This is a genomic window from Pseudomonas sp. TH07 (assembly GCF_016651285.1).
Classification (GTDB): domain Bacteria; phylum Pseudomonadota; class Gammaproteobacteria; order Pseudomonadales; family Pseudomonadaceae; genus Aquipseudomonas.
This window is the reverse complement of the sequence record NZ_JAEKED010000001.1, coordinates 2894921-2914686: the sequence shown is the minus strand read 5'-3', so window position 1 is coordinate 2914686 and position 19766 is coordinate 2894921. Positions and strand designations below refer to the sequence as shown.

Here is a 19766-nt window from a genome sequence, read left to right as displayed (position 1 = left end):
CGGGAATTACTCCTTGGCCGCCAGATTGACCACGCGGTTGGAGCGATCCACCGGGCGAACTTGCTGGCCCTCATGGAGCACATGGACCCCGGCAGCCACCACCCAGTCGCTGGCATTCAGGCCTTCGAGCACCGGCACGCTGTTTTCACCGAACGCACCGACCCGGACCGGGGTCTTCTGCAAGGTGTTGTTGGCATCCACGCGCCAGACATAGGTTGCGCCGTTTTCCGCCGTCAGCGCCGACAGCGGTACGGACAGCGGCACCACATCGGCGCTCTGGATAAACACCCGGGCGCTCTGCCCCAGCTCAGCAGGAACCTTGCCGGTGCTGAAGGCGATACGCGCGGCGAAAGTCCGCGACTTGGGGTCGGCCGCCGGCGACAACTCACGGATCCGCCCGGCAAAACGCTGGCCCGGCTGGGTCCAGAGTTCGACCGAGACCGGCTGCTCGATCTTGAAACGCCCGAAGCTCTGCTCGGGAAAGCTGATCAGCACTTCACGCTCGCCATCGGTGGCCAGGGTGAACACGGTTTGCCCAGCCGCCACCACTTGTCCGACTTCCACCGCACGCTTGGCCACCACGCCATCCTGGGGCGCACGCAGCACTGCGTAGCCAGCCTGGTTATTGGCGACGTCGAACTCGGCCTTGATCTGCTGGAGACGTGCTTCGCCGGAACGGTAGAGGTTTTCGGCGTTGTCGTACTGCGAACGACTGACCATCTGCCGCTCGAGCAAGGTCTTGTAGCGATCACGCTCGGCCCGCACCAGGCTCAGGTTGGCCTGGGCCGCCGCGACCTGCGCGCGACTGGCCTCCAGTTGCAGGCGCACGTCCTGGGGATCGAGCTCCGCCAGGGGCTGGTTGGCCTTGACCCGCTCACCCTCGTCGACCAGTCGTCGGCTGACTTTACCCGGGATGCGGAACGCGAGATCCGGCTCGTAGCGTGCCCGCACCTCACCGGGATAGCTGTCCATGCCGCGCGCCGATGGCTCTGGCTGAACCACCATGGCCGGACGCACGGTGGTCTGCACCGGTTCTTCATGCCCGCAGGCAGACAATAAAAAAGCCAGACTGACTGGCAGGGCGATGGGCAGGGCATAGCGGAACATGGTGGCGGACCTTTCGCTAATGGCGCTTGGAATAATTATACTGGCCGGTATGTTATTAATAGCAAACTCACCAGTCCAGTATTAAAAGCGAAGAATGTCAGACAATAATTCCGTATCCACCGGCCCCGGCCGCCCCAAGGACCTGGCAAAACGCCAGGCCATTCTCGAAGCAGCTAAAAAACTGTTTTTGAGCAACGGATATGCAAACACCAGCATGGATGCGGTAGCCGCCGAAGCCGGCGTGTCAAAACTCACGGTCTACAGCCACTTCACCGACAAGGAAACCCTGTTCTCGGCCGCCGTGGTGGCCAAGTGCGAGACCCAATTGCCGAACTTGATGTTCGAGCTGCCGGACGGCGTGCCGATCAAGCAGGTGCTGCTCAATATCGCGCGCGGTTTCAACGTGCTGATCAACAGTGAAGACTCGGTGAACCTGCATCGGCTGATCATGGCCCTGGGCAGCCAGGACCCGAAGCTGTCGCTGATCTTCTTCGAAGCCGGGCCCGAACGCGTGCTCAAAGGCATGGAGCGCCTGCTGAGCAAGGTCCATCAGCTCGGCACCCTGCACATTGAAAAACCGCACAATGCCGCCGAACACTTCTTTTGCCTGGTCAAGGGCGGCGCCAACTTCCGTTTGTTGTTCGGCTGCGGCGACGTCCTGATCGGCGACGCAGCAGAAGCTCACCTGCTGGAAGTGGTGGAATTGTTTATGCGGGCTTATCGGCCTGAACCGGCCTGAGAAATAACGCCCTGGCAGGTCGGCCCCTGCAGGCATGACCTGCAAGGACCGACGCGGCGGCCATCAGGCCTTGAGCGCTTTTTTCGGATAGATGTCGTAGCGGCTGGACTTGCCGTCCAGCGCGTGGCTGGGCTTGGGCCCCTCGATGCAGGGCGCCTTGCGCGGCCGCTTGACCACCACCCGGTGGCTGGCCAAGGCCAGGGCCGCCTCAAGCAGCGCTGGGGCATCGGGGTCGTCGCCAACCAAGGGCCGGAACAGGCGCATTTCTTTTTTCACCAGCGCGGTTTTCTCGCGGTGGGGGAACATCGGGTCGAGGTAGATCACCTGAGGCGGCTCGCCCTGCCAATTGCGCATCAACTCGATGGAGTTGCCCTTGAGCAACTGCATGCGCGCGACGATCGGCGCCACTTCAAAATCCGCGGCAGCCCGCAACAGGCCATCTTCCAGCAGGGCACCGATCAGCGGCTGGCGCTCGATCAGGCTCATCTGACAACCCAGGCTGGCCAGCACGAATGCATCTTTGCCCAGCCCGGCGGTGGCATCCAGCACCCTGGGGCGCACACCCTGGGCGACGCCGACTGCCTTGGCGATCATCTGCCCACTGCCGCCGCCATACAGCCTGCGATGGGCCGCACCACCCTCGACAAAGTCGACCCGCACCGGCCCCGGAGCGTCCGGCCCCAGTTGCTGCAACTGCAACCCCTGCTCGCCGAACTGCAGGGCAAACTCGGCATCTGCGTCCTGCAACGGCAAGCCCAGGCGCTCGGCCCACTGCCGTGCCGGGTCGGCGAACGCCTCGGCCAAGGCCTCGACTCTGATGCGGCAGGCCGCTGGTTGCTCACTCATCGTTAAAACACGCTCAAAAAATTAATGATCGGCAAAAACTGCCGATAAAAGAACTATCAGGCATTTTGCCAGAGCTGAGCGTCGACCGAGAGAAATGTCAGACATTCAATCCATCCCAGTAGGCTTTATCTCGCCCTATGGCGATTACGGCTTGCGCAATTCCCAGGCACTGAGCGGCGTCAGCCATCTGTGGCAGGATTTCTTTGCCCGGGCATTGGCCGAGCAACAGGGTGATGGAGCGAAGGCTGTTGGCGACCAGCCGCTGGCAGAACTTGACCCTGCAGTCGAACCCAGCGCCGGCAGTGACCTGTTGATGCAGATCGTCAGCCAGCGCCAGTGCGACGTAAAAGACACCGAAGTCCGTCCGCCGGAACCGTTGTTCCTGCCCATCGCCGAGTTCGAGACCGACCTGCTGGACAAACCGTTCCCGCCCTTCCCGCCGGAAGAAATCACCGCCCAGCAGCGCCAGCAGGATTTCGAGAGCGGTTGGGTCCGCCCAATCGTGCTCAACGCCGGCCAGCCACTGCCTGAGCCGGGCCCGGCGCCCGAGCCACGGCCGCTGCACCTGCCCATCGCCGAGTTTGAAATGGACCTGCTGGACAAACCGGCCGAGCCGTTCCCGCCTCAGGAAATCATCGAGCAGAACCGCCAGTTCGATTTCGATATCGGCTGGGCGCGCCCGCTGGTCCTGCAGAACCTGCGCATCGCCGCCTGACCCCTACCCGCTTCAGCGACAGATCCACCACGGTCCCACATCCAGATGGAAGTGATTGCGATGGGCAGCGTTGTAGTCCGGGCCCAACACCACATTGAAACTGTCGCAGGCCCCATCCCGGGCCAGGCGCAGAAAACGCGCGTCCGCCCCTTGCTTGGGCCAGTCCTTGAGTACGCTGATGCTGCGCCCGTCGGCCAGGCGAAAGCCGGCGATGTCCAGGGCATTGGCACTGGCATGCTGGCTGCGGGCACCCTGCTCGCGCCCGTACATGTTGCGGCAGGCAAAGCTGCCCAGATGATCGACCCGCACCACCGCCTGCCCATACACCGCTTGAGCGGCCGGCTGCAGCCCGTGACGCTCGAACAGGGCAAAGGCCACGGCCAACGGGCAGCTGGCGAGAAAGCTGCTGCTCAACGCCACCTCACCGCCCTGCACCCGCAAGGTATTGCTCAGCGGGCACGTCACATCCGGGCGGCTGTCCTGCTGGCGGGTCACCCGCAGGCCGGACCGGCTCAGCACCTGATCGCACAATTGCGGGTTGTCCCGCAGGCGGCTCAGCTTGTAGCGGGTCAGCAGGTTCGGTTCGGCGCGCACATCCAGCGGCGCCCAGGGATTCCAGGCCGGCGGCAACCAGTCGCGCCAGGCACTGAGGACAAACAGGGCAATGATGAGCAGTAACGGCAAAAGCACTTTCAAGGACCGCACGACAACTCCTGGCTGATCAGTTCTTGAACAATTGATTGATCTGCCCGAACGGCATCGCCTGGTTGGCCAGGTCAAAGCGCCCCTGGCCCTGAATCTCCTGTGCCGCCGCATAAAACGCCCCGTAGGCGGCGCAGGCCAGCGTCGAGCCGAGACTGATTCGCTTGACCCCCAGGGCCCCAAGCTCGGCCACGGTCAGGCTGAGGCCGCCGGACATCAGCACGTTCACCGGTTTTGGCGCCACCGCGCGCACCACCGCCAGGACCTCTTCAGGGGTCCGCAGCCCCGGGGCATACAGCACATCGGCGCCGGCTTCGGCGAATGCCTGCAGGCGGCGAATGGTGTCCGCCAAGTCATTGCGGCCATGCAGCAGGTTTTCGGCGCGCGCCGTCAGGGTGAAAGGCAGGCCGAGACTGCGCACTGCCGTGACCGAGGCCTGGATGCGCTCCACAGCCAGCTGGAAGTCATAGATAGGGTCCTCGGCGCGGCCCGTGGCGTCTTCAATCGAGGCGCCGACCGCGCCACTGGCGGCCGCTTGCAACAGCGCCTGGGCGCAACCGGCCGGGCTGTCGGCGAAGCCGTTCTCCAGGTCCACCGCCAACGGCAGGTCGCTGGCGCCGACAATCGCCCGCACATTGCCCAGGGTGTCCTCCAGGGACAACGCGCCTTCGGCATCCGGACGCCCCAGGGAAAAGGCAAAACCGGCGCTGGTAGTGGCCAATGCCTCAAAACCCAAGCTCGCCAGCATCCTGGCTGAACCGGCATCCCAGGGGTTGGGGATTACAAAAGCACCATCGCGCTGGTGCAGGGCTTTGAAGGCATGGGCACGGCGGGTTTGAGCATCCATGGGCTCACTCCTGAAGAAGGTCGGGAACCTGCGTCAGAGCAAACCGAGCTGCTCCGCGGCGGGTTCTCTGTATAACTCAGGCAAGGCGGGCAAGCCAGGCAAACGTGCCATCAGTTGCTGATGAAAACGCCGCGCCAGCTCGGCAGCCAGACGGTTGTCGGCGGTGTGCAGGAAGATATAGGGGGTGCGCCCTTCCTCGATCCAGCCGGCGATTTTCTCGACCCAGGGCACCAGGAACGGATCATTGGCCTCAAGCTCCGGATGGCCGATAAAGCGCACCTGGGGAAACTGAGTGAAGGCCGCGGGCCGTGGTGGCACCTTGGGCTTTTTCGACTGGGCGTGGAGCACCGATGGCGCGGTGGAAGTGCAGCTGAACAACGCTCGTGGATCCAGGCAGATCCGCTCCACGCCGCGCTCCAGCAGCAAGCGGTTGAGCATGCGCTCGGCATCGCCCTTGGCGAAGAACTCCGGGTGCCGGACCTCCACCGCCAACGGCCGCTCAAGGCCATCGATAAAGCCCGCGAGCTCCGCCAGGCGCTGCGGGGCGAAGCTTGCCGGCAGTTGCAACCACAAGGGCGAAACCCTCGCACCCATGGGGCTGAGCAACTGCACAAAGGTTTCGGCGGCGGTCAGTTGCTCGCGCAGGTCACCGCCGTGGCTGATGTCGCCGGGGAACTTGGCGGTGAAGCGAAACGTCTCGGGCATGATCTGCGCCCAGCGCTCCACAGTACTGGCCGAGGGCCTGGCATAGAACGTGGTATTGCCTTCCACCGCGTTGAACACCTGGCTGTACAGCCCGAGGAAGTCCGTCGGGCGCGCGTTATCCGGGTACAGGTACTCACGCCAGGCGTTTTCGCTCCAGGAAGGGCAACCCAGGTAATACGGCAGCATCAGATATGCAGATCGAGCCCCAGCACTTCCATGTCCCAATCAACAAAACCGGCGGTGGTCAGGTAACTGGCCAGGGCATTGGCCACGCTTTTGCTCATGGCGCGCTGGAAAATCATGTCTTGCTGGCGGGCGGGGAGATTGCTGGTGCGTCCGGCGGATGCCTGGGAACGCGGTTGGGCGGGGCTGGCGTCGGCTTGAACGTCAACGGCATCGGCATCTTCCAGGGACTCGTCAACCAGCACATTACCTTTGCGAGGCTTGCGCTTGATGGGATACGAGTGAGAGGAAACGCCGTCGATGCGCATAAATACATGCCCGGTATCAATGATGGCAATTTAGCGGCACAACACCGACTTAGCAAATGCCCAAGTGATAACTAGAACACAGAAAACGTAAAAGGTTTAAAAACCGGGGAAATCTGGCATGAAAACCAGACGATTGACCAGATCCTAAAGAGAAAACCGCAGAAAATCCGGCGTGGTCGGCACGCCGGGCAACCTGGCAGCCAGCCTCAGCGGGCCTTGGGCGTGGCCACTTTATCGCGCAGATACACCGGTTGCGCGTCATCCGCGGCAATCGCCTCGCCCCGAGCCCAGGCAAACCGCGCCAGGCTCAGCAGGTCTTCGGCGTGGGGCAGCATGGCCGCATCCTGCCCCGCCGTTTTGACGCCAATGCGTTCGGCATAACCCCAGCCGGTGCCGGCACCGAACCAATCGCCGCTGGCATCGACAGGCAGCGCTGCCGCTTCGGGTGGCAACACCGCTTCAGCACCGACCAGACGCATCTCGCCGGCGGTTTCCTGATAGCAGCCCCAGTAGACTTCATCCATCCGCGCATCGATGGCCGCGGCCACTTGGGTGGCGCCGTGTTCACGCAGGGCGCGCTGGGCCAGCACCGCCAGGTTCGACACCGGCAATACGGGGCGTTCCAGGGCAAATGCCAGGCCCTGGACCACTCCGATCGCAATCCGCACCCCGGTGAAAGCCCCCGGGCCCCGGCCAAAGGCAATCGCGTCGACCGCCTGCAAGGTGGTGCCGGCATCGGCCAGCAGTTGCTGAATCATCGGCAACAGTTTTTGCGCATGCAGGCGCGGGATCACCTCGTAATGGCTCGTGACCTTGCCGTCATGCAGCAAGGCAACGGAGCAAGCTTCAGTCGCGGTGTCCAGGGCCAGCAAGGTGCTCATCGATGTTTCCGTTACAAAGTGGGAGTAAAAAAGTCACGCATTATAAACAGCAACGGCCCGCAAGCGGGCCGTTGAAGATGCAGCAAAACCGACTTATCAGCTCAGTGCTTCAAGCACCTTGCCGGTGATCGCTTCTACCGAGCCAACGCCAGCGATGTGGCTGTACTTTGGCTTGCCCTGGCTGGCGGCCAGGTTCTGGTAGAACTCGACCAGCGGTTTGGTCTGGGAGTGGTAGACCGACAGGCGATGACGCACGGTTTCTTCGGTGTCGTCTTTGCGCTGCACCAGCTCTTCACCGGTGATGTCGTCCTTGCCAGCGATTTTCGGCGGGTTGTAGACGGTGTGGTAAACCCGGCCAGAGGCCTCGTGTACACGGCGACCGGCGATACGCTGGACGATTTCTTCGTCATCGACGGCGATTTCGACCACGTTGTCCAGCTCGACGCCGGCCTTGACCAGTGCTTCAGCCTGGGGAATGGTGCGCGGGAAACCGTCGAACAGGAAACCGTTGGCGCAGTCAGCCTGGCTGATGCGTTCCTTGACCAGGTTGATGATCAGGTCGTCGGATACCAGGCCACCGCTGTCCATGACGCTCTTGGCGATCAGGCCCAGCTCGGTGCCGGCCTTGACCGCTGCACGCAGCATGTCGCCGGTGGAGATTTGCGGAATGCCGAATTTTTCGGTGATGAACTTAGCCTGAGTACCTTTACCGGCCCCGGGAGCTCCCAGCAGAATTACGCGCATCGATGTGCTCCTCAATTTTTTATTTAGAAACGCTCGGATTCGCCTCGTGGGGCCAATCTCGGAAATAGGATCGCGGCCGCCCAAACGGCCAAAGGCTGATCAAGATACACAGCCGACACAGAGCACACAAGCAGCCGAAAGTCGGAGGAACCCGCTCCCTTTGTGCCCTGGCGACGGGGTGCGACAAGTCGCAACCCCATAACAAACTGTCGCCTGGCGACGCTGACCAGGGCCCGACGCACGGTTACCGGCCGACGGCGCCAAGCCCCTGAAATACCGGCAAATACCTCAACCGGTATTGCGCAACCCGGCGGCGATCCCCGCTACAGACACCAGCAGCGCTTGTTCTACCGGGCTGCCCTGGACCACATCCGGTTGCCGCGAGCGTGCCAGCAGTTCGGCCTGCAATAGATGCAGCGGGTCCAGGTAGGTGTTGCGCAAGCGGATGAACTCCAAGGTGTCCGGGCTATGTGCCAGCAACTGCGACTGGCCGGTCAGGCCCAGGACCACGGTGCACGCCTGCGACAATAGGTCGCGTAAATGGGCGCCCAAAGGCAGCAGATCCGCCTCTACCAGGCGCTCGTCATACGAGCGGGCGATGTCGGCGTCGGCCTTGGCCAGGACCATTTCCAGCATATCGATACGGGTGCGGAAAAACGGCCACTGCTCACGCATCTGCCCCAGCAACTCACCCTCGCCGCGTTCCAATGCCTTGCTCAGGGCCGCTTCCCAGCCGAGCCAGGCCGGCAGCATGAGGCGGGTCTGGGTCCAGCCGAAAATCCACGGGATGGCGCGCAGGCTTTCGATGCCGCCGGCGCGGCGCTTGGCCGGCCGGCTGCCCAGGGGCAAGCGGCCCAGCTCCTGCTCTGGTGTGGATTGGCGGAAATACTCGACGAACTGCGGGTTCTCGCGCACCACCGCGCGGTAGGCCTTGACCCCATCGCTGGCCAGTTCGTCCATCAGGTGGCGCCAGGCCGGCTGCGGCGGCGGTGGCGGCAGCAACGTCGCCTCCAGCACGGCGGCCAGGTACAGGTTGAGGTTCTGCTCGGCGATGTCCGGCAGGCCGAATTTGAAACGAATCATTTCCCCTTGCTCGGTGGTGCGGAAACGCCCGGCCACCGACCCCGGCGGCTGGGACAGAATCGCCGCGTGTGCCGGGCCACCGCCCCGCCCTACGGTGCCACCACGGCCGTGGAACAACAGCAGCTCGACCTGCTGCTCGCGGCAGATTTCGACCAATTGTTCCTGGGCCCGGTACTGCGCCCAGGCGGCCGCGGTGGTGCCAGCATCCTTGGCCGAATCGGAGTAGCCGATCATCACTTCCTGCGGGCCGTGCAAGCGCGAACGATAGCCCGGCAACAGCAGCAGCTTCTCGATCACTGGACCGGCGTTATCGAGGTCGGCCAGGGTCTCGAACAGCGGTACTACGCGCATCGGCCGCAGCACGCCGGATTCCTTGAGCAGCAGTTGCACCGCAAGGACGTCCGAGGCGGCGCCGGCCATGGAAATCACGTAAGAACCCAGGGACGCAGCCGGCGCAGCGGCCACTTCGCGACAGGTGGCCAGCACTTCGGCGGTGTCCGCCGAGGGTTTGAAATGGCCCGGCAGCAAGGGACGACGGTTGCTCAGTTCGCGCATCAGGAACTCGATGCGCTGCTCTTCGCTCCAGTCCTCGTAACGGCCCAACCCCAGGTAGTCGGTGATTTCGCTCATGGCGCTGCTGTGGCGGCTGGAGTCCTGGCGCACATCCAGGCGGACCAGGAATAGGCCAAAGGTCACCGCCCGGCGCAGGCAATCGAGCAACGGCCCATCGGCGATCACGCCCATGCCGCATTCGTGCAGCGAGTGGTAGCAAAGCAGCAACGGATCAAGCAGGTCGCGATTGTTCTGCAGCACATCCGGGGTGGCCGGCACCGGTCCCTTGAGCGCCGCCTGCGCCCAGTTGCGGGTCGCCCGCAGCCGCTCGCGCAATTGTTTGAGCACCGTGCGATAGGGTTCAGAGCTGTCCCCGGCCTTGGCCTGCAGGGCGGCACTGGCCTGTTGCATGGACAGTTCGGCCGCCAGGTGATCGATATCGCGCAAGTACAGGTCCGCCGCCATCCAGCGTGCCAGCAGCAGCACCTCGCGGGTCACTGCGGCCGTGACATTGGGGTTGCCGTCGCGATCGCCGCCCATCCACGAAGCGAAGCGGATCGGTGCCGACTCCAGCGGCAGGTGCAGGCCGGTCGCCGCATGCAGGGCTTTGTCGGCCTTGCGCAGATAGCTCGGGATGGCCTGCCACAGGGAATGCTCGATGACCGCAAAGCCCCACTTGGCCTCGTCCACCGGCGTCGGCCGGGTGCGGCGGATTTCTTCGGTGTGCCAGGCTTCGGCGATCAGCCGTTGCAGGCGTTCGTGGATCTGCGCGCGCTCGGCACTGGTCAGGTCGCGATGGTCCTGGGCTGCCAATTGCGCGGCAATCGCATCGTACTTTTGAATCAGGGTGCGACGGGCCACTTCGGTGGGGTGCGCGGTCAGTACCAGTTCGATTTCCAGGCGCCCCAACTGCTTGGCCAGGGACTCGGCACCGTGGCCCTCGGCACGCAGCCGCGCCAGCAGCTCGGGCAGGACTCGCGCCTCGAACGGCGCCGGTTGCGACTCATCGCGACGGTGAATCAATTGGTATTGCTCGGCGATGTTCGCCAGGTTGAGAAACTGGTTGAAGGCCCGGGCCACCGGCAGCAGCTCGTCTTCGCTCAACTGGTCCAGGCTGGCACTCAGTTCGGCGCTGGCCGAACCACGCCGGTCGGCCTTGGCGCCCTTGCGAATCTGCTCGATCTTGTCGAGAAAACCCTCCCCGTACTGCTCGCGGATGGTGTTGCCCAACAGCTCACCCAAGAGGTGAACATCTTCGCGCAGGCGCGCATCAATATCGCTCATGTACCTGTTCTCCGGCTGATTCGGGGCGGCTCGCAAGCTTCAAGAGTGCCGTCAGCACAAGGTGCTTAGCAAGCGCGCGACCAACTGACTTTAAACCTTGCGCGTTGCGGCTAGTCTCAAGAGTACGCCGCACAACGGCGCAGCGCCGGCCCGGGCCGGTCATTCACCCACCCCTGCCACGAGCAGGTGTCGATTGAGGTCGCCATGAAAATCCGTGAGCTCGCGCAACACTGGGAAGAAAACGCCAAGGGTCGCCTGACCAAGACCGGCTATGTGATCCATCTGGATGTCGAAGCCGCTGCACGCCTGGCCGCCATTGCCGAGATGTACCCCAAACGCCAGACCGAGGAACTGCTGGGCGAACTCATCGGCGCCGCCCTCGAAGAACTGGAAGCCAGCTTCCCCTACGTCCAGGGCCAGCACGTCGTTGCTACCGATGAGGAGGGCGATCCATTGTACGAGGACGTCGGCCCTACACCGCGCTTCCTGGCCTTGTCCCGGCGTCATCTGCAGGATTTGTCGGCGCAACCCGACGAACAAAAGCACTGATCCAACTGCCCCTTTCCTGACCTTGCACAGCGTTATTCCTGACCCGTCCCCGGGTCGGGAATACCCCTGCGCGCCGCAAAAGTTCCCGGCCTAGAGCGCTGTCCGTTCGGTCAGAAATTTTTTTAGGCAATTCGCCATCTGCGCTGAACTATTCAAAAAAGCCTCGGGTCACAGCCAGTAGCCATCACTGGAACAGCCGTTTCAAATTTTGTGAAGAGCGTCACTGCCACTCAGGGTCGCGGCGCTAGAACCGGGATGGATTTAGATGTTTTCCAGGAGTTACCCAATGGAGTTGAAGACCATGAAGATCAGCACTGCCACATCCTCGTCTAACCCTTTGCGCGGGCTCAAACTGGCCGCCCTGGCCCTCGGTAGCAGCCTGGTTCTGGCCGGTTGTGCCGGCAACCCGCCAACCGAGCAGTACGCTGTGACCCAATCTGCGGTCAACAGCGCCGTCAGCGCCGGCGGTACCGAGTTTGCTGCCGTGGAAATGAAGTCGGCCCAGGACAAGCTCAAGCAAGCCGAGATTGCCATGCACGACAAAAAGTATGACGAAGCCAAGCGTCTGGCCGAACAGGCCGAGTGGGACGCCCGCGTCGCCGAACGCAAGGCCCAGGCCGCCAAAGCCGAACAGGCTGTGAAGGACTCTCAGAAAGGTGTTCAGGAACTGCGTCAGGAAAGCCAGCGCACCGTGCAATAAGCACCGTGCCCACGCCTACCGAACCTCGTTACCTGAAGTTTCAACCGATAGAAAGGACGAACCATTATGCGTAAACAATTGATGATCCCAGCCCTTCTGGCCCTGAGCGTTGGCCTGGCGGCCTGTTCCTCACAGCCAAACGTGAACCTGGAACAAGCCCGGACCAATTACTCGGCGCTGCAAGCCAACCCTCAGGCCAGCAAAGTAGCGGCCCTGGAAACCAAGGACGCCAGCGATTGGCTGGACAAGGCCGACAAGGCCTATATGAACAAGGAAGACCAGGCCAAGGTCGACCAACTGGCTTACCTGACCAACCAGCGCGTTGAAGTGGCCAAGCAGACCATCGCCCTGCGCACCGCTGAAGCCAATCTGAAAGATGCCGCTGCGCAACGTGCCCAGGCCCGCCTGGACGCTCGTGACGCACAGATCAAGCAACTGCAGAACAGCCTCAACGCCAAGCAGACCGAACGCGGCACCCTGGTGACCTTCGGTGACGTGCTGTTCGCCACCAACAAGGCCGACCTGAAATCCAGCGGTCTGGTGAACATCAACAAGCTGGCGCAGTTCCTTCAGGAAAACCCTGATCGCAAAGTGATTGTCGAAGGCTACACCGACAGCACCGGTTCGGCGGCTTACAACCAGTCGCTGTCCGAGCGTCGCGCCACTTCCGTGCAGGTTGCGCTGATCAAGATGGGTGTCGATCCATCGCGCATCGTGGTCCAGGGCTATGGCAAGGAATACCCGGTAGCGGATAACACCAGCGTTTCCGGTCGTGCCATGAACCGTCGTGTGGAAGTCACCATTTCCAACGACAACCAGCCGGTTGCCCCACGTTCTTCGATGAGCAACTAAGCCGGGGTCGCCCCCAGCCTGGTAACCGCCAGTAAAAAGCCCCGCCTATGCAGATAGGCGGGGCTTTTTTTTGACCGCGATCTCTCGCCCGTGTGCTTACTGTTGCAGCTGCGGGGTTTCCTGGCCCATGCAGCGCACGGCTTTTTTCTTGCTGTTGATCAGCACGCCGCTCAGGCCCTTCTGCTCGGTATCGAACAGCACCAGCACGCCGTCGATGCACTGGGCAACTTGCGCCGCCGGTTCCAGGGAAACCTTGTAGTCCTCGCCCGGCACGGTCTTGAGCATGGTGAAATCGCTGAGCAGCAGCGCATCCTCGGGTTTGGCGAAGTGCAGGTAACCGTAGTACCAGAGGCAACCCACGGTGCCGAGGATGGTGCAGATACCGGTGATGATCAGGGGGATGGCGTTACGTTCTTCGCTCATTGCGGACTCTCTGGAGGTTCAACTTCTGAATTCGGGGGTGTCGGGTAGTTCGGGATCTCGCCAAGGCGGCGCAGGCCGTTGAAGTGCAGCGGATCCTCGAGGTAGCGCAGCATCACCTGGCGCCAGGTCGGATCGGCAAAGGTCTGCACGTGGCCGCCTCGGGTCAGTTGCAGCACCCGCGGCGCGGGCGCAGCTTGATACAGACGGATGCCATTGGAAAGGGGCACGATCGGGTCATCGATGCTGTGATACAGCAGTTTCGGCACCCCGGTCAGGCGCGGTATGGCGTGGATGGCGCTGTCGGCGTCCGGCACCAGCCACGACAGCGGCACCTGCAACGGCCAGGTCAGCCATGAGGTGCTCAGGGCGTACTGCCCGACATCGCGGTAACTGGCCGGCACACCATCGAGCACGATGGCCTTGAGCTGGCGCTGACGCTCCGGGTGCTCCACCAGGTAATGAATCGCCAGCGCGCCGCCCAGGCTCTGGCCGAGCACGATCAGCGGCTTGCCCTGGACCTCCGGAGCCTGGTCCAGCCATTTGAAGGCGGCATCGACGTCCTGATAGACCGCCGGCAGGCTGGGCGCGCCCTGGGACAGGCCATAACCGCGATAGTCCACCAGCAACACCTGGTAACCCTGTTCCGGCAACCACCAACTGCCACCCAGGTGCCAGGCCAGGTTGCCGCCATTGCCGTGCAGATGCAGCACCGTGCCCTTGAGCGGCACCCCGGCCTTGGCCGGCAGCCACCAGGCATGCAGCTTCAGGCCATCGGCGGTGGTCAGGGTGACGTCGCGGTACTCGAGCTTGGCGCGCTCGGGGGTAAAGGGCAGGCCCTGCTCGGGGTAGAACAGCAGTGAGCTGCAAGCGCTGAGAGAGAGCAGCAGCGCCAGGGCGGCAACGATTCGGATCATCGCGCGCCCCCGGTGGCGACTTTTGAGGTCAGGGGTGAGCTCACGCTGGGCGTCGGCAGCGCTGTCGAGCGCGGCCTGCGGCAGCGGCTACAAGTGGTGGGTGAAGCGTCCATGTGCAGCCCCCATGAGCGTCAAAGGATATTGGAGTAGTCGGCCTCGATCCGGTCCAGGCTCAGGTGATTGAGGAAGTTGGAGAAGCACATCCAGGCCGACAACGCGTTCATGTCGCGGAACTGGTCCGGCAGGTACTTGGGCGGCACCACCAGGCCTTCGTCCACCAGCTGGCGCAGGGTACGCATGTCTTCCAGGGTGGTCTTGCCGCAGAACAACAGCGGCACTTGCTCCAGCTTGCCTTTACGCACGGCCAACTGAATGTAGTTGTAAACCATGATAAAGCCCTTGAGATAGGACAAGTCTTTGGTAAATGGCAGCCCGGTCGGCACCGAACCACGGAACACCCGGCTGGCGTTGCCGTAGCTTTCGGCCATTTCAAATCCCTGCTCGCGGAAGAACTCGAACACCTGCAAAAAGTCGGCGCCCTCCTCCACCATGTGGATCGCCCGGGTACGGTTGGTCAGTTTGCGCAGGCGGCTGGGGTAGGACGCGAAGGTGATGATCTCCATCAGGATCGCCAGGCCTTCCTGGGTCACGGTCGACGAAGGCGGCCCCTTGGACAGGAAGGTGCAGATCGGCTGGTTCTGCCCATTGAGGGTGGTGCCCACATGCACCAGGCCTTCGTGGACTTCCAGGGCGCGCACGTCACGGTCGTTGAACATGGCGTCGGCGCGGATCTTGATGTAGTCGGCGCCAGCCGCGGCATCGGCGACGATCCCGTCCGACTCGAATACGCGAATGGTTTCCTCGGCCTCGCCGAACACCTTGTTCAGCCGGCTTTGCAGCAGGCTTACGGCGTCCTTGGCGGTCAGGGTCTTGGGCTCGTCCTTGAGGTCGCCACGGCCGTCGATGTTGTTCAGGTAGTCGGAAAGCATCAGCCCGAGGTCGGCCAGGGTCGGGTCGCCGGCGTGAAACGCATCGGATGCGGCGCCGTACAGCTCCTGGGAGATCAGGCCGAAGTCCTCGGTGCCGCGGGCTTCGAGCATGCGCACCACCATGCGGTATTCCTTGCACATGCGCCGCATGATCTGCCCGACCGGGTTGAACTGCCCGAGTTGGCGGGTGATGTCGCGCTCGATGTTCTGGAACTCCAGCTTGACCGCGCTGGAGTCGAAGGACAGGGGTCGGTTCTGGTAGTAATCACGGTCGACCGCAGGCATTTCCTTGCCCTGGGCCTTGAGGAAGCCCTTGCGGATGTTGTCGTCCCACTTCACCGCATCCAGTACCCGGATTGGCGTTTGTGCCAGCACTATGCGATCGGACAAGGTGCGTATCGTCTGCTGGTAATCGTCCACCCGAAGTTCCTCTTGATAACGTTTGTGCCGCGCCCTGGTTACTTGCCCGCGCGGGTGAAGCGCGCCGCCTCGACAAACACGTCAGAGTTGGCCGGGTCGTCCAGGTACGCGAAAACCTCAGGCAACGGGCTGCTGATCAGCACGCCATCGCCTTCGTTGGTAGTAAAGGCTTCGCCGCTCAGGGCTCTTTGACCCAGGGCCTGGTTGATCTGTTCCAGATCGAGGTTGTACAGCACCAGTTCGTGCTGCTCGTTGAGTTCAAAACCGGCGATGGTGAAGCGTCCGCCCAGACGCTGGGGAACCGCCGCCGACAGGTACCAGCGGTTGCCATGGCGCGACACGGTGAAATCATAGCTCTCGCGCTGCCGGGATTGCCCCGGGTGAGACGTCACGGCCTGGTAGCGATTGCTGGCAATGCGCTTGAGTTCAAGGCTCAGGGGCTCGCCCCAGGCATTCTTGCTGGTCCATTTGCCCAGCAACGCCGCAGGCGCGGCCTGATCGGCGGGCAGCGGGTCCTTGAAGGTCACCAGGCAGCCGCTGAGCAGGAGAAACGACAAGGCGATCAGGGCACGCCAGGCTTTCATTCAACACTCCTAATGGACACAACAGTGGGCCGGCGGCGGTGACCGGTGAACCTCAGACCGAGGCCAGCACCAGGTGCATGTAGCGGGTGAGGATACCGAGCATGTCTTCGTCAGCCAGAGGCTCTGCGCCGTTGAGCAGGCCCTGATATTCCATCCGTCCGATAATCGCCGTCAACACTTTGGCATCTTGTTGTGGCTCCCGGGAACCCAATACCTGAAAAAACTGGCAAGTGCCCTGCAACAGAATTTGCTGGTGCGAGCGCACCAACAGCGCCAGGCGCGGGTTGAGCAAGGCTTCCTGGCGGAACGCCTGTTCAGCCATCAGGTGCTCGCGGCGGTTTTGCAACTGGCGCTGGACGTAGTCAGCCGTGAGCCGGGCAATGTCATCGGCCAGATGGGAGCGCGACTCGGGACTGCCGTCGCCGTAGGCCACCATCTCGCGCAGCAGGCCTTCATTGTTGGTCCAGAACTTGGCCATGTACGCGGCACTGCGCTCGACGTATTGGGCAAAGGTATCGGTGAGCAGGTCATCGATATCCTTGAAGTAGTAGGTGGTGGCCGACAGCGGTACACCGGCTTCGGCGGCCACCGCGCGATGGCGCACGGCGCGCACGCCGTCACGCACGACAATGCGCATGGCGGCGTCGAGAATGTCCTGTCGCCGTTGCTCGCTGCCCTGCCGGCTGGCTTTGCGCCCCTGGTACTGAACGCTTTCAGCTACCGCAGTGGCGATACCCGCTGCGCCTTCTTGAGCAATTGCACGGTTCACGACAGGTCTTCCTCTTAAAAATCACACAGAATTAAAAGCGGTACGTCAGTTCCACACAGACAATAAAAAGCCGCCTGATAAAGGCGGCTGATTATTCAAGGCACTTACGCCTGCGGCCGCATGTGCGGGAACAGGATCACGTCACGGATCGACGGCGAGTTGGTCAGCAGCATCACCAGGCGGTCGATACCAATGCCTTCACCGGCGGTCGGCGGCATGCCGTATTCCAGGGCACGTACGAAGTCGGCATCGTAATGCATGGCTTCGTCGTCGCCGGCGTCCTTGTCGGCCACCTGGGCCATGAAGCGCTCGGCCTGGTCTTCCGCGTCATTGAGCTCGGAGTAGGCGTTGGCGATTTCGCGGCCACCGATGAACAGTTCGAAACGGTCGGTGACGTTCGGGTTCTCATCGTTGCGACGGGCCAGCGGCGACACTTCGAACGGGTACTGGGTAATGAAGTGCGGCTGCTCCAGCTTGTGTTCCACCAGCTCTTCGAAAATCATCACCTGCAACTTGCCCAGGCCTTCAAAGCCCAGGACCTTGGCCCCGGCTTTCTTGGCGATGGCACGGGCCTTGTCGATGTCGTTCAAGTCATCGGCCGTCAGGTCCGGGTTGTACTTGAGGATCGAGTCGAATACCGACAGGCGCACGAACGGCTCGCCGAAGTGGAACACCTTGTCGCCGTAAGGCACGTCGGTTGTCCCGAGAACAAGTTGCGCCAGTTCGCGGAACAGCTCTTCGGTCAGGTCCATGTTGTCTTCGTAGTCGGCGTAGGCCTGGTAGAACTCCAACATGGTGAATTCAGGGTTGTGACGAGTCGAAACGCCTTCGTTACGGAAGTTGCGGTTGATCTCGAACACTTTCTCGAAGCCGCCAACCACCAGGCGCTTGAGGTACAGCTCCGGGGCGATCCGCAGGAACATTTCCATGTCCAGCGCATTGTGGTGGGTTTCGAACGGCTTGGCTGCCGCGCCGCCAGGAATGGTTTGCAGCATCGGCGTTTCGACTTCCAGGAAGTCACGCTGCATCAGGAAGCTGCGGATGTGGGCGATCACTTGCGAACGCACGCGGAACGTCTGGCGTACTTCTTCGTTGACGATCAGGTCGACGTAGCGCTGGCGATAACGCTGCTCGGTGTCGGTCAGGCCGTGGTGCTTGTCCGGCAGCGGGCGCAGGGATTTGGTCAGCAGACGCACGCTGGTCATTTCAACGTACAGGTCACCCTTGCCGGAACGGGCCAGGGTGCCTTCGGCAGCGATGATGTCGCCCAGGTCCCAGGTTTTCACCTCGGCCAGGGTTTCTTCCGGCAGGGTCTTGCGGTTGACGTAGACCTGGATGCGCCCGGTCATGTCCTGGATCACCATGAACGAGCCACGGTTGAGCATGATGCGACCAGCAACCTTGACCGGGATCGCAGCCTCTGCCAACTCTTCCTTGGTCTTGTCGACGTACTGCTTCTGCAGGTCCTGGCAGTAGCTGTCACGGCGGAAGTCGTTGGGGAAGGCGTTGCCCTTGGCGCGCTCGGCAGCAAGCTTTTCCTTGCGCAGGGCGATCAGGGTGTTTTCTTCCTGTTGCAGGGCTTGCGGGTCGAGTTGTTGGTCGCTCATGTCTTTTGAAATTCCATCACAGGTTCGTTGCCCCCACGGGTGGCAGGGGACTTAAGGTCTAGGCTGACGGTTTACAGCCCCGATTTCAGGCTGGCTTCCAGGTATTCGTCGATATCGCCGTCGAGCACCTTGTCGCAGTCGCTGCGTTCGATGTTAGTGCGCAGATCCTTGATCCGCGATGCATCGAGCACATACGAACGGATCTGGTGACCCCAGCCGATATCCGACTTGGTGTCTTCCAGCGCCTGGGAAGCGGCGTTGCGTTTCTGCATTTCCTGCTCGTACAACTTGGCCCGCAGCATTTTCATGGCGGTGTCCTTGTTCGCGTGCTGGGATCGTTCGTTCTGGCAGCTGACCACGGTGTTGGTCGGTACGTGGGTAATACGTACGGCCGAGTCGGTGGTGTTTACGTGCTGACCACCGGCACCGGAGGAACGGTAGGTGTCGATCCGCAGGTCGGCCGGGTTGATCTCGATTTCCACCTTGTCGTCGATCTCTGGCGAGACGAACACCGCGGAGAACGAGGTGTGGCGACGGTTGCCGGAGTCGAATGGGCTCTTGCGCACCAGACGGTGCACGCCGATCTCGGTCCGCAACCAGCCAAAGGCGTATTCACCCTTGATGTGTACGGTCGCGCCCTTGATACCGGCCACTTCACCGGCCGACAGCTCCATGATGGTCGCGTCGAAACCGCGTTTGTCGGCCCAGCGCAGGTACATGCGCAGCAGAATGTTGGCCCAGTCCTGGGCCTCGGTGCCGCCGGAACCGGCCTGGATGTCCAGGTAGGCGTTGTTCGGGTCCATTTCGTGGCTGAACATGCGGCGGAATTCAAGCTTGGCGAGGTTTTCCTCGAGGCGGGCCAGCTCGGCGACAACATCGCCCACTGCGCTCTCGTCATCTTCTTCGACGGCCATGTCCAGCAGGTCGCGGCAATCGCCCAGACCGGTGTTCAGTTCGTCGAGGGTTTCGACGATCTGCGCCAGCGCAGCGCGCTCGCGGCCCAGTTCCTGGGCGTATTCAGGTTTGTTCCAGACACTCGGATCTTCAAGCTCGCGATTGACCTCGGTCAGACGCTCATGCTTTTGATCGTAGTCAAAGATACCCCCGAATAGTTTCGGAGCGCTCGGACAGGTCCTTGATGGTGTTAAGGATCGGGTTGATTTCCATGGCGGGCAGCACTCGTTGGCGAACTTTTGAAAGCCGGCGAGTATAACGGAATCGCCGATTCACGGCAGCCCGCTTAGCGGGTTTAGCGGCGAATCG

The 19766-nt window shown here is 62.3% G+C and carries 21 protein-coding genes; 5 read left to right on the top strand and 16 right to left on the bottom strand.

The genetic code is table 11. The features are described from left to right. Positions 1-6: 6 nt before the first annotated feature. Complete coding sequence (locus tag JFU57_RS13565; protein ID WP_078470054.1) at positions 7-1107, bottom strand: efflux RND transporter periplasmic adaptor subunit; 1101 nt, start codon at positions 1105-1107, stop codon at positions 7-9. Between the two features lie 94 nt (positions 1108-1201). Here JFU57_RS13565 and JFU57_RS13560 point away from each other — a divergent pair, with 94 nt between their 5' ends. Then, entirely contained in the window at positions 1202-1846 is a 645-nt protein-coding gene (locus JFU57_RS13560; RefSeq protein WP_078470053.1) for a TetR/AcrR family transcriptional regulator, read from the top strand. A 63-nt stretch (positions 1847-1909) separates the two neighbouring features. Here JFU57_RS13560 and JFU57_RS13555 read toward each other — a convergent pair whose 3' ends face one another. Next, complete coding sequence (locus JFU57_RS13555; protein WP_078470052.1) at positions 1910-2692, bottom strand: class I SAM-dependent methyltransferase; 783 nt, start codon at positions 2690-2692, stop codon at positions 1910-1912. A gap of 94 nt (positions 2693-2786) precedes the next feature. Here JFU57_RS13555 and JFU57_RS13550 point away from each other — a divergent pair, with 94 nt between their 5' ends. Beyond that, positions 2787-3407, top strand: coding sequence for an energy transducer TonB (locus JFU57_RS13550; protein ID WP_201129620.1), 621 nt, complete (start codon positions 2787-2789; stop codon positions 3405-3407). A gap of 12 nt (positions 3408-3419) precedes the next feature. Here the strand turns inward: JFU57_RS13550 and JFU57_RS13545 are convergent, their stop codons facing one another. The 7 genes from JFU57_RS13545 to ppc form a co-directional block, all read right to left on the bottom strand. Further along, entirely contained in the window at positions 3420-4112 is a 693-nt protein-coding gene (locus JFU57_RS13545) for an extensin-like domain-containing protein (RefSeq protein ID WP_078470050.1), read from the bottom strand. 16 nt (positions 4113-4128) lie between these two features. Continuing rightward, positions 4129-4956: an isocitrate lyase/PEP mutase family protein gene (locus tag JFU57_RS13540; protein ID WP_201129619.1), complete on the bottom strand. Its 828-nt coding sequence runs from the start codon at positions 4954-4956 to the stop codon at positions 4129-4131. Between the two features lie 33 nt (positions 4957-4989). Then, positions 4990-5850 (bottom strand): DUF72 domain-containing protein, encoded by an 861-nt coding sequence (locus tag JFU57_RS13535; RefSeq protein ID WP_178102925.1) that lies wholly within the window; start codon positions 5848-5850, stop codon positions 4990-4992. After that, positions 5847-6152 carry a hypothetical protein gene (locus JFU57_RS13530; RefSeq protein ID WP_078470047.1) on the bottom strand — a complete coding sequence of 102 codons (306 nt, stop codon included), beginning with the start codon at positions 6150-6152 and terminating at the stop codon, positions 5847-5849. The genes JFU57_RS13535 and JFU57_RS13530 overlap by 4 nt, the downstream gene beginning before the upstream one ends. A 206-nt stretch (positions 6153-6358) precedes the next feature. After that, on the bottom strand, positions 6359-7033 hold the full coding sequence (gene tsaB / locus JFU57_RS13525) for a tRNA (adenosine(37)-N6)-threonylcarbamoyltransferase complex dimerization subunit type 1 TsaB (protein ID WP_078470046.1): 675 nt from the start codon (positions 7031-7033) through the stop codon (positions 6359-6361). A gap of 96 nt (positions 7034-7129) precedes the next feature. Continuing rightward, positions 7130-7777 carry an adenylate kinase gene (gene adk / locus JFU57_RS13520; protein WP_020296650.1) on the bottom strand — a complete coding sequence of 216 codons (648 nt, stop codon included), beginning with the start codon at positions 7775-7777 and terminating at the stop codon, positions 7130-7132. A gap of 288 nt (positions 7778-8065) precedes the next feature. Beyond that, entirely contained in the window at positions 8066-10696 is a 2631-nt protein-coding gene (gene ppc / locus JFU57_RS13515) for a phosphoenolpyruvate carboxylase (RefSeq protein ID WP_201129618.1), read from the bottom strand. A 204-nt stretch (positions 10697-10900) separates the two neighbouring features. Here ppc and JFU57_RS13510 point away from each other — a divergent pair, with 204 nt between their 5' ends. The 3 genes from JFU57_RS13510 to JFU57_RS13500 all read left to right on the top strand — a co-directional run bounded on the left by JFU57_RS13510 (position 10901) and on the right by JFU57_RS13500 (position 12797). After that, a complete protein-coding gene (locus tag JFU57_RS13510) occupies positions 10901-11245 on the top strand; it encodes a hypothetical protein (protein ID WP_020296652.1) in 345 nt (114 codons plus the stop codon). A gap of 286 nt (positions 11246-11531) precedes the next feature. Then, on the top strand, positions 11532-11945 hold the full coding sequence (locus tag JFU57_RS13505; RefSeq protein ID WP_020296653.1) for a DUF4398 domain-containing protein: 414 nt from the start codon (positions 11532-11534) through the stop codon (positions 11943-11945). Between the two features lie 66 nt (positions 11946-12011). Continuing rightward, positions 12012-12797, top strand: coding sequence for an OmpA family protein (locus JFU57_RS13500; protein ID WP_078469997.1), 786 nt, complete (start codon positions 12012-12014; stop codon positions 12795-12797). Between the two features lie 96 nt (positions 12798-12893). Here the strand turns inward: JFU57_RS13500 and JFU57_RS13495 are convergent, their stop codons facing one another. The 7 genes from JFU57_RS13495 to prfB all read right to left on the bottom strand — a co-directional run bounded on the left by JFU57_RS13495 (position 12894) and on the right by prfB (position 19670). After that, positions 12894-13220, bottom strand: a complete 327-nt coding sequence (locus JFU57_RS13495; protein WP_020296655.1) for a hypothetical protein — start codon at positions 13218-13220, stop codon at positions 12894-12896. After that, complete coding sequence (locus tag JFU57_RS13490) at positions 13217-14131, bottom strand: alpha/beta fold hydrolase (protein ID WP_201132110.1); 915 nt, start codon at positions 14129-14131, stop codon at positions 13217-13219. Before JFU57_RS13490 ends, JFU57_RS13495 begins: the two co-directional genes overlap by 4 nt. 134 nt (positions 14132-14265) lie before the next feature. Beyond that, the gene (locus tag JFU57_RS13485) at positions 14266-15543 is read right to left on the bottom strand and encodes a flavohemoglobin expression-modulating QEGLA motif protein (protein ID WP_078469996.1); all 1278 of its coding nucleotides are present in this window, start codon (positions 15541-15543) and stop codon (positions 14266-14268) included. A 38-nt stretch (positions 15544-15581) separates the two neighbouring features. Beyond that, a complete protein-coding gene (locus JFU57_RS13480) occupies positions 15582-16127 on the bottom strand; it encodes a hypothetical protein (RefSeq protein WP_078469995.1) in 546 nt (181 codons plus the stop codon). 52 nt (positions 16128-16179) lie between these two features. Beyond that, a complete protein-coding gene (locus tag JFU57_RS13475) occupies positions 16180-16896 on the bottom strand; it encodes a TetR/AcrR family transcriptional regulator (protein WP_020296659.1) in 717 nt (238 codons plus the stop codon). Positions 16897-17000: 104 nt separating this feature from the next. Further along, positions 17001-18503 carry a lysine--tRNA ligase gene (gene lysS, locus JFU57_RS13470; protein WP_020296660.1) on the bottom strand — a complete coding sequence of 501 codons (1503 nt, stop codon included), beginning with the start codon at positions 18501-18503 and terminating at the stop codon, positions 17001-17003. A gap of 71 nt (positions 18504-18574) precedes the next feature. Further along, positions 18575-19670 (bottom strand): peptide chain release factor 2 gene (prfB, locus tag JFU57_RS13465; RefSeq protein WP_102047897.1). Its coding sequence is split into 2 segments (ribosomal slippage): positions 18575-19597 and positions 19599-19670, totalling 1095 coding nucleotides; the frame shifts between segments, so codons are not numbered across the junction. Positions 19671-19766: the final 96 nt, after the last annotated feature.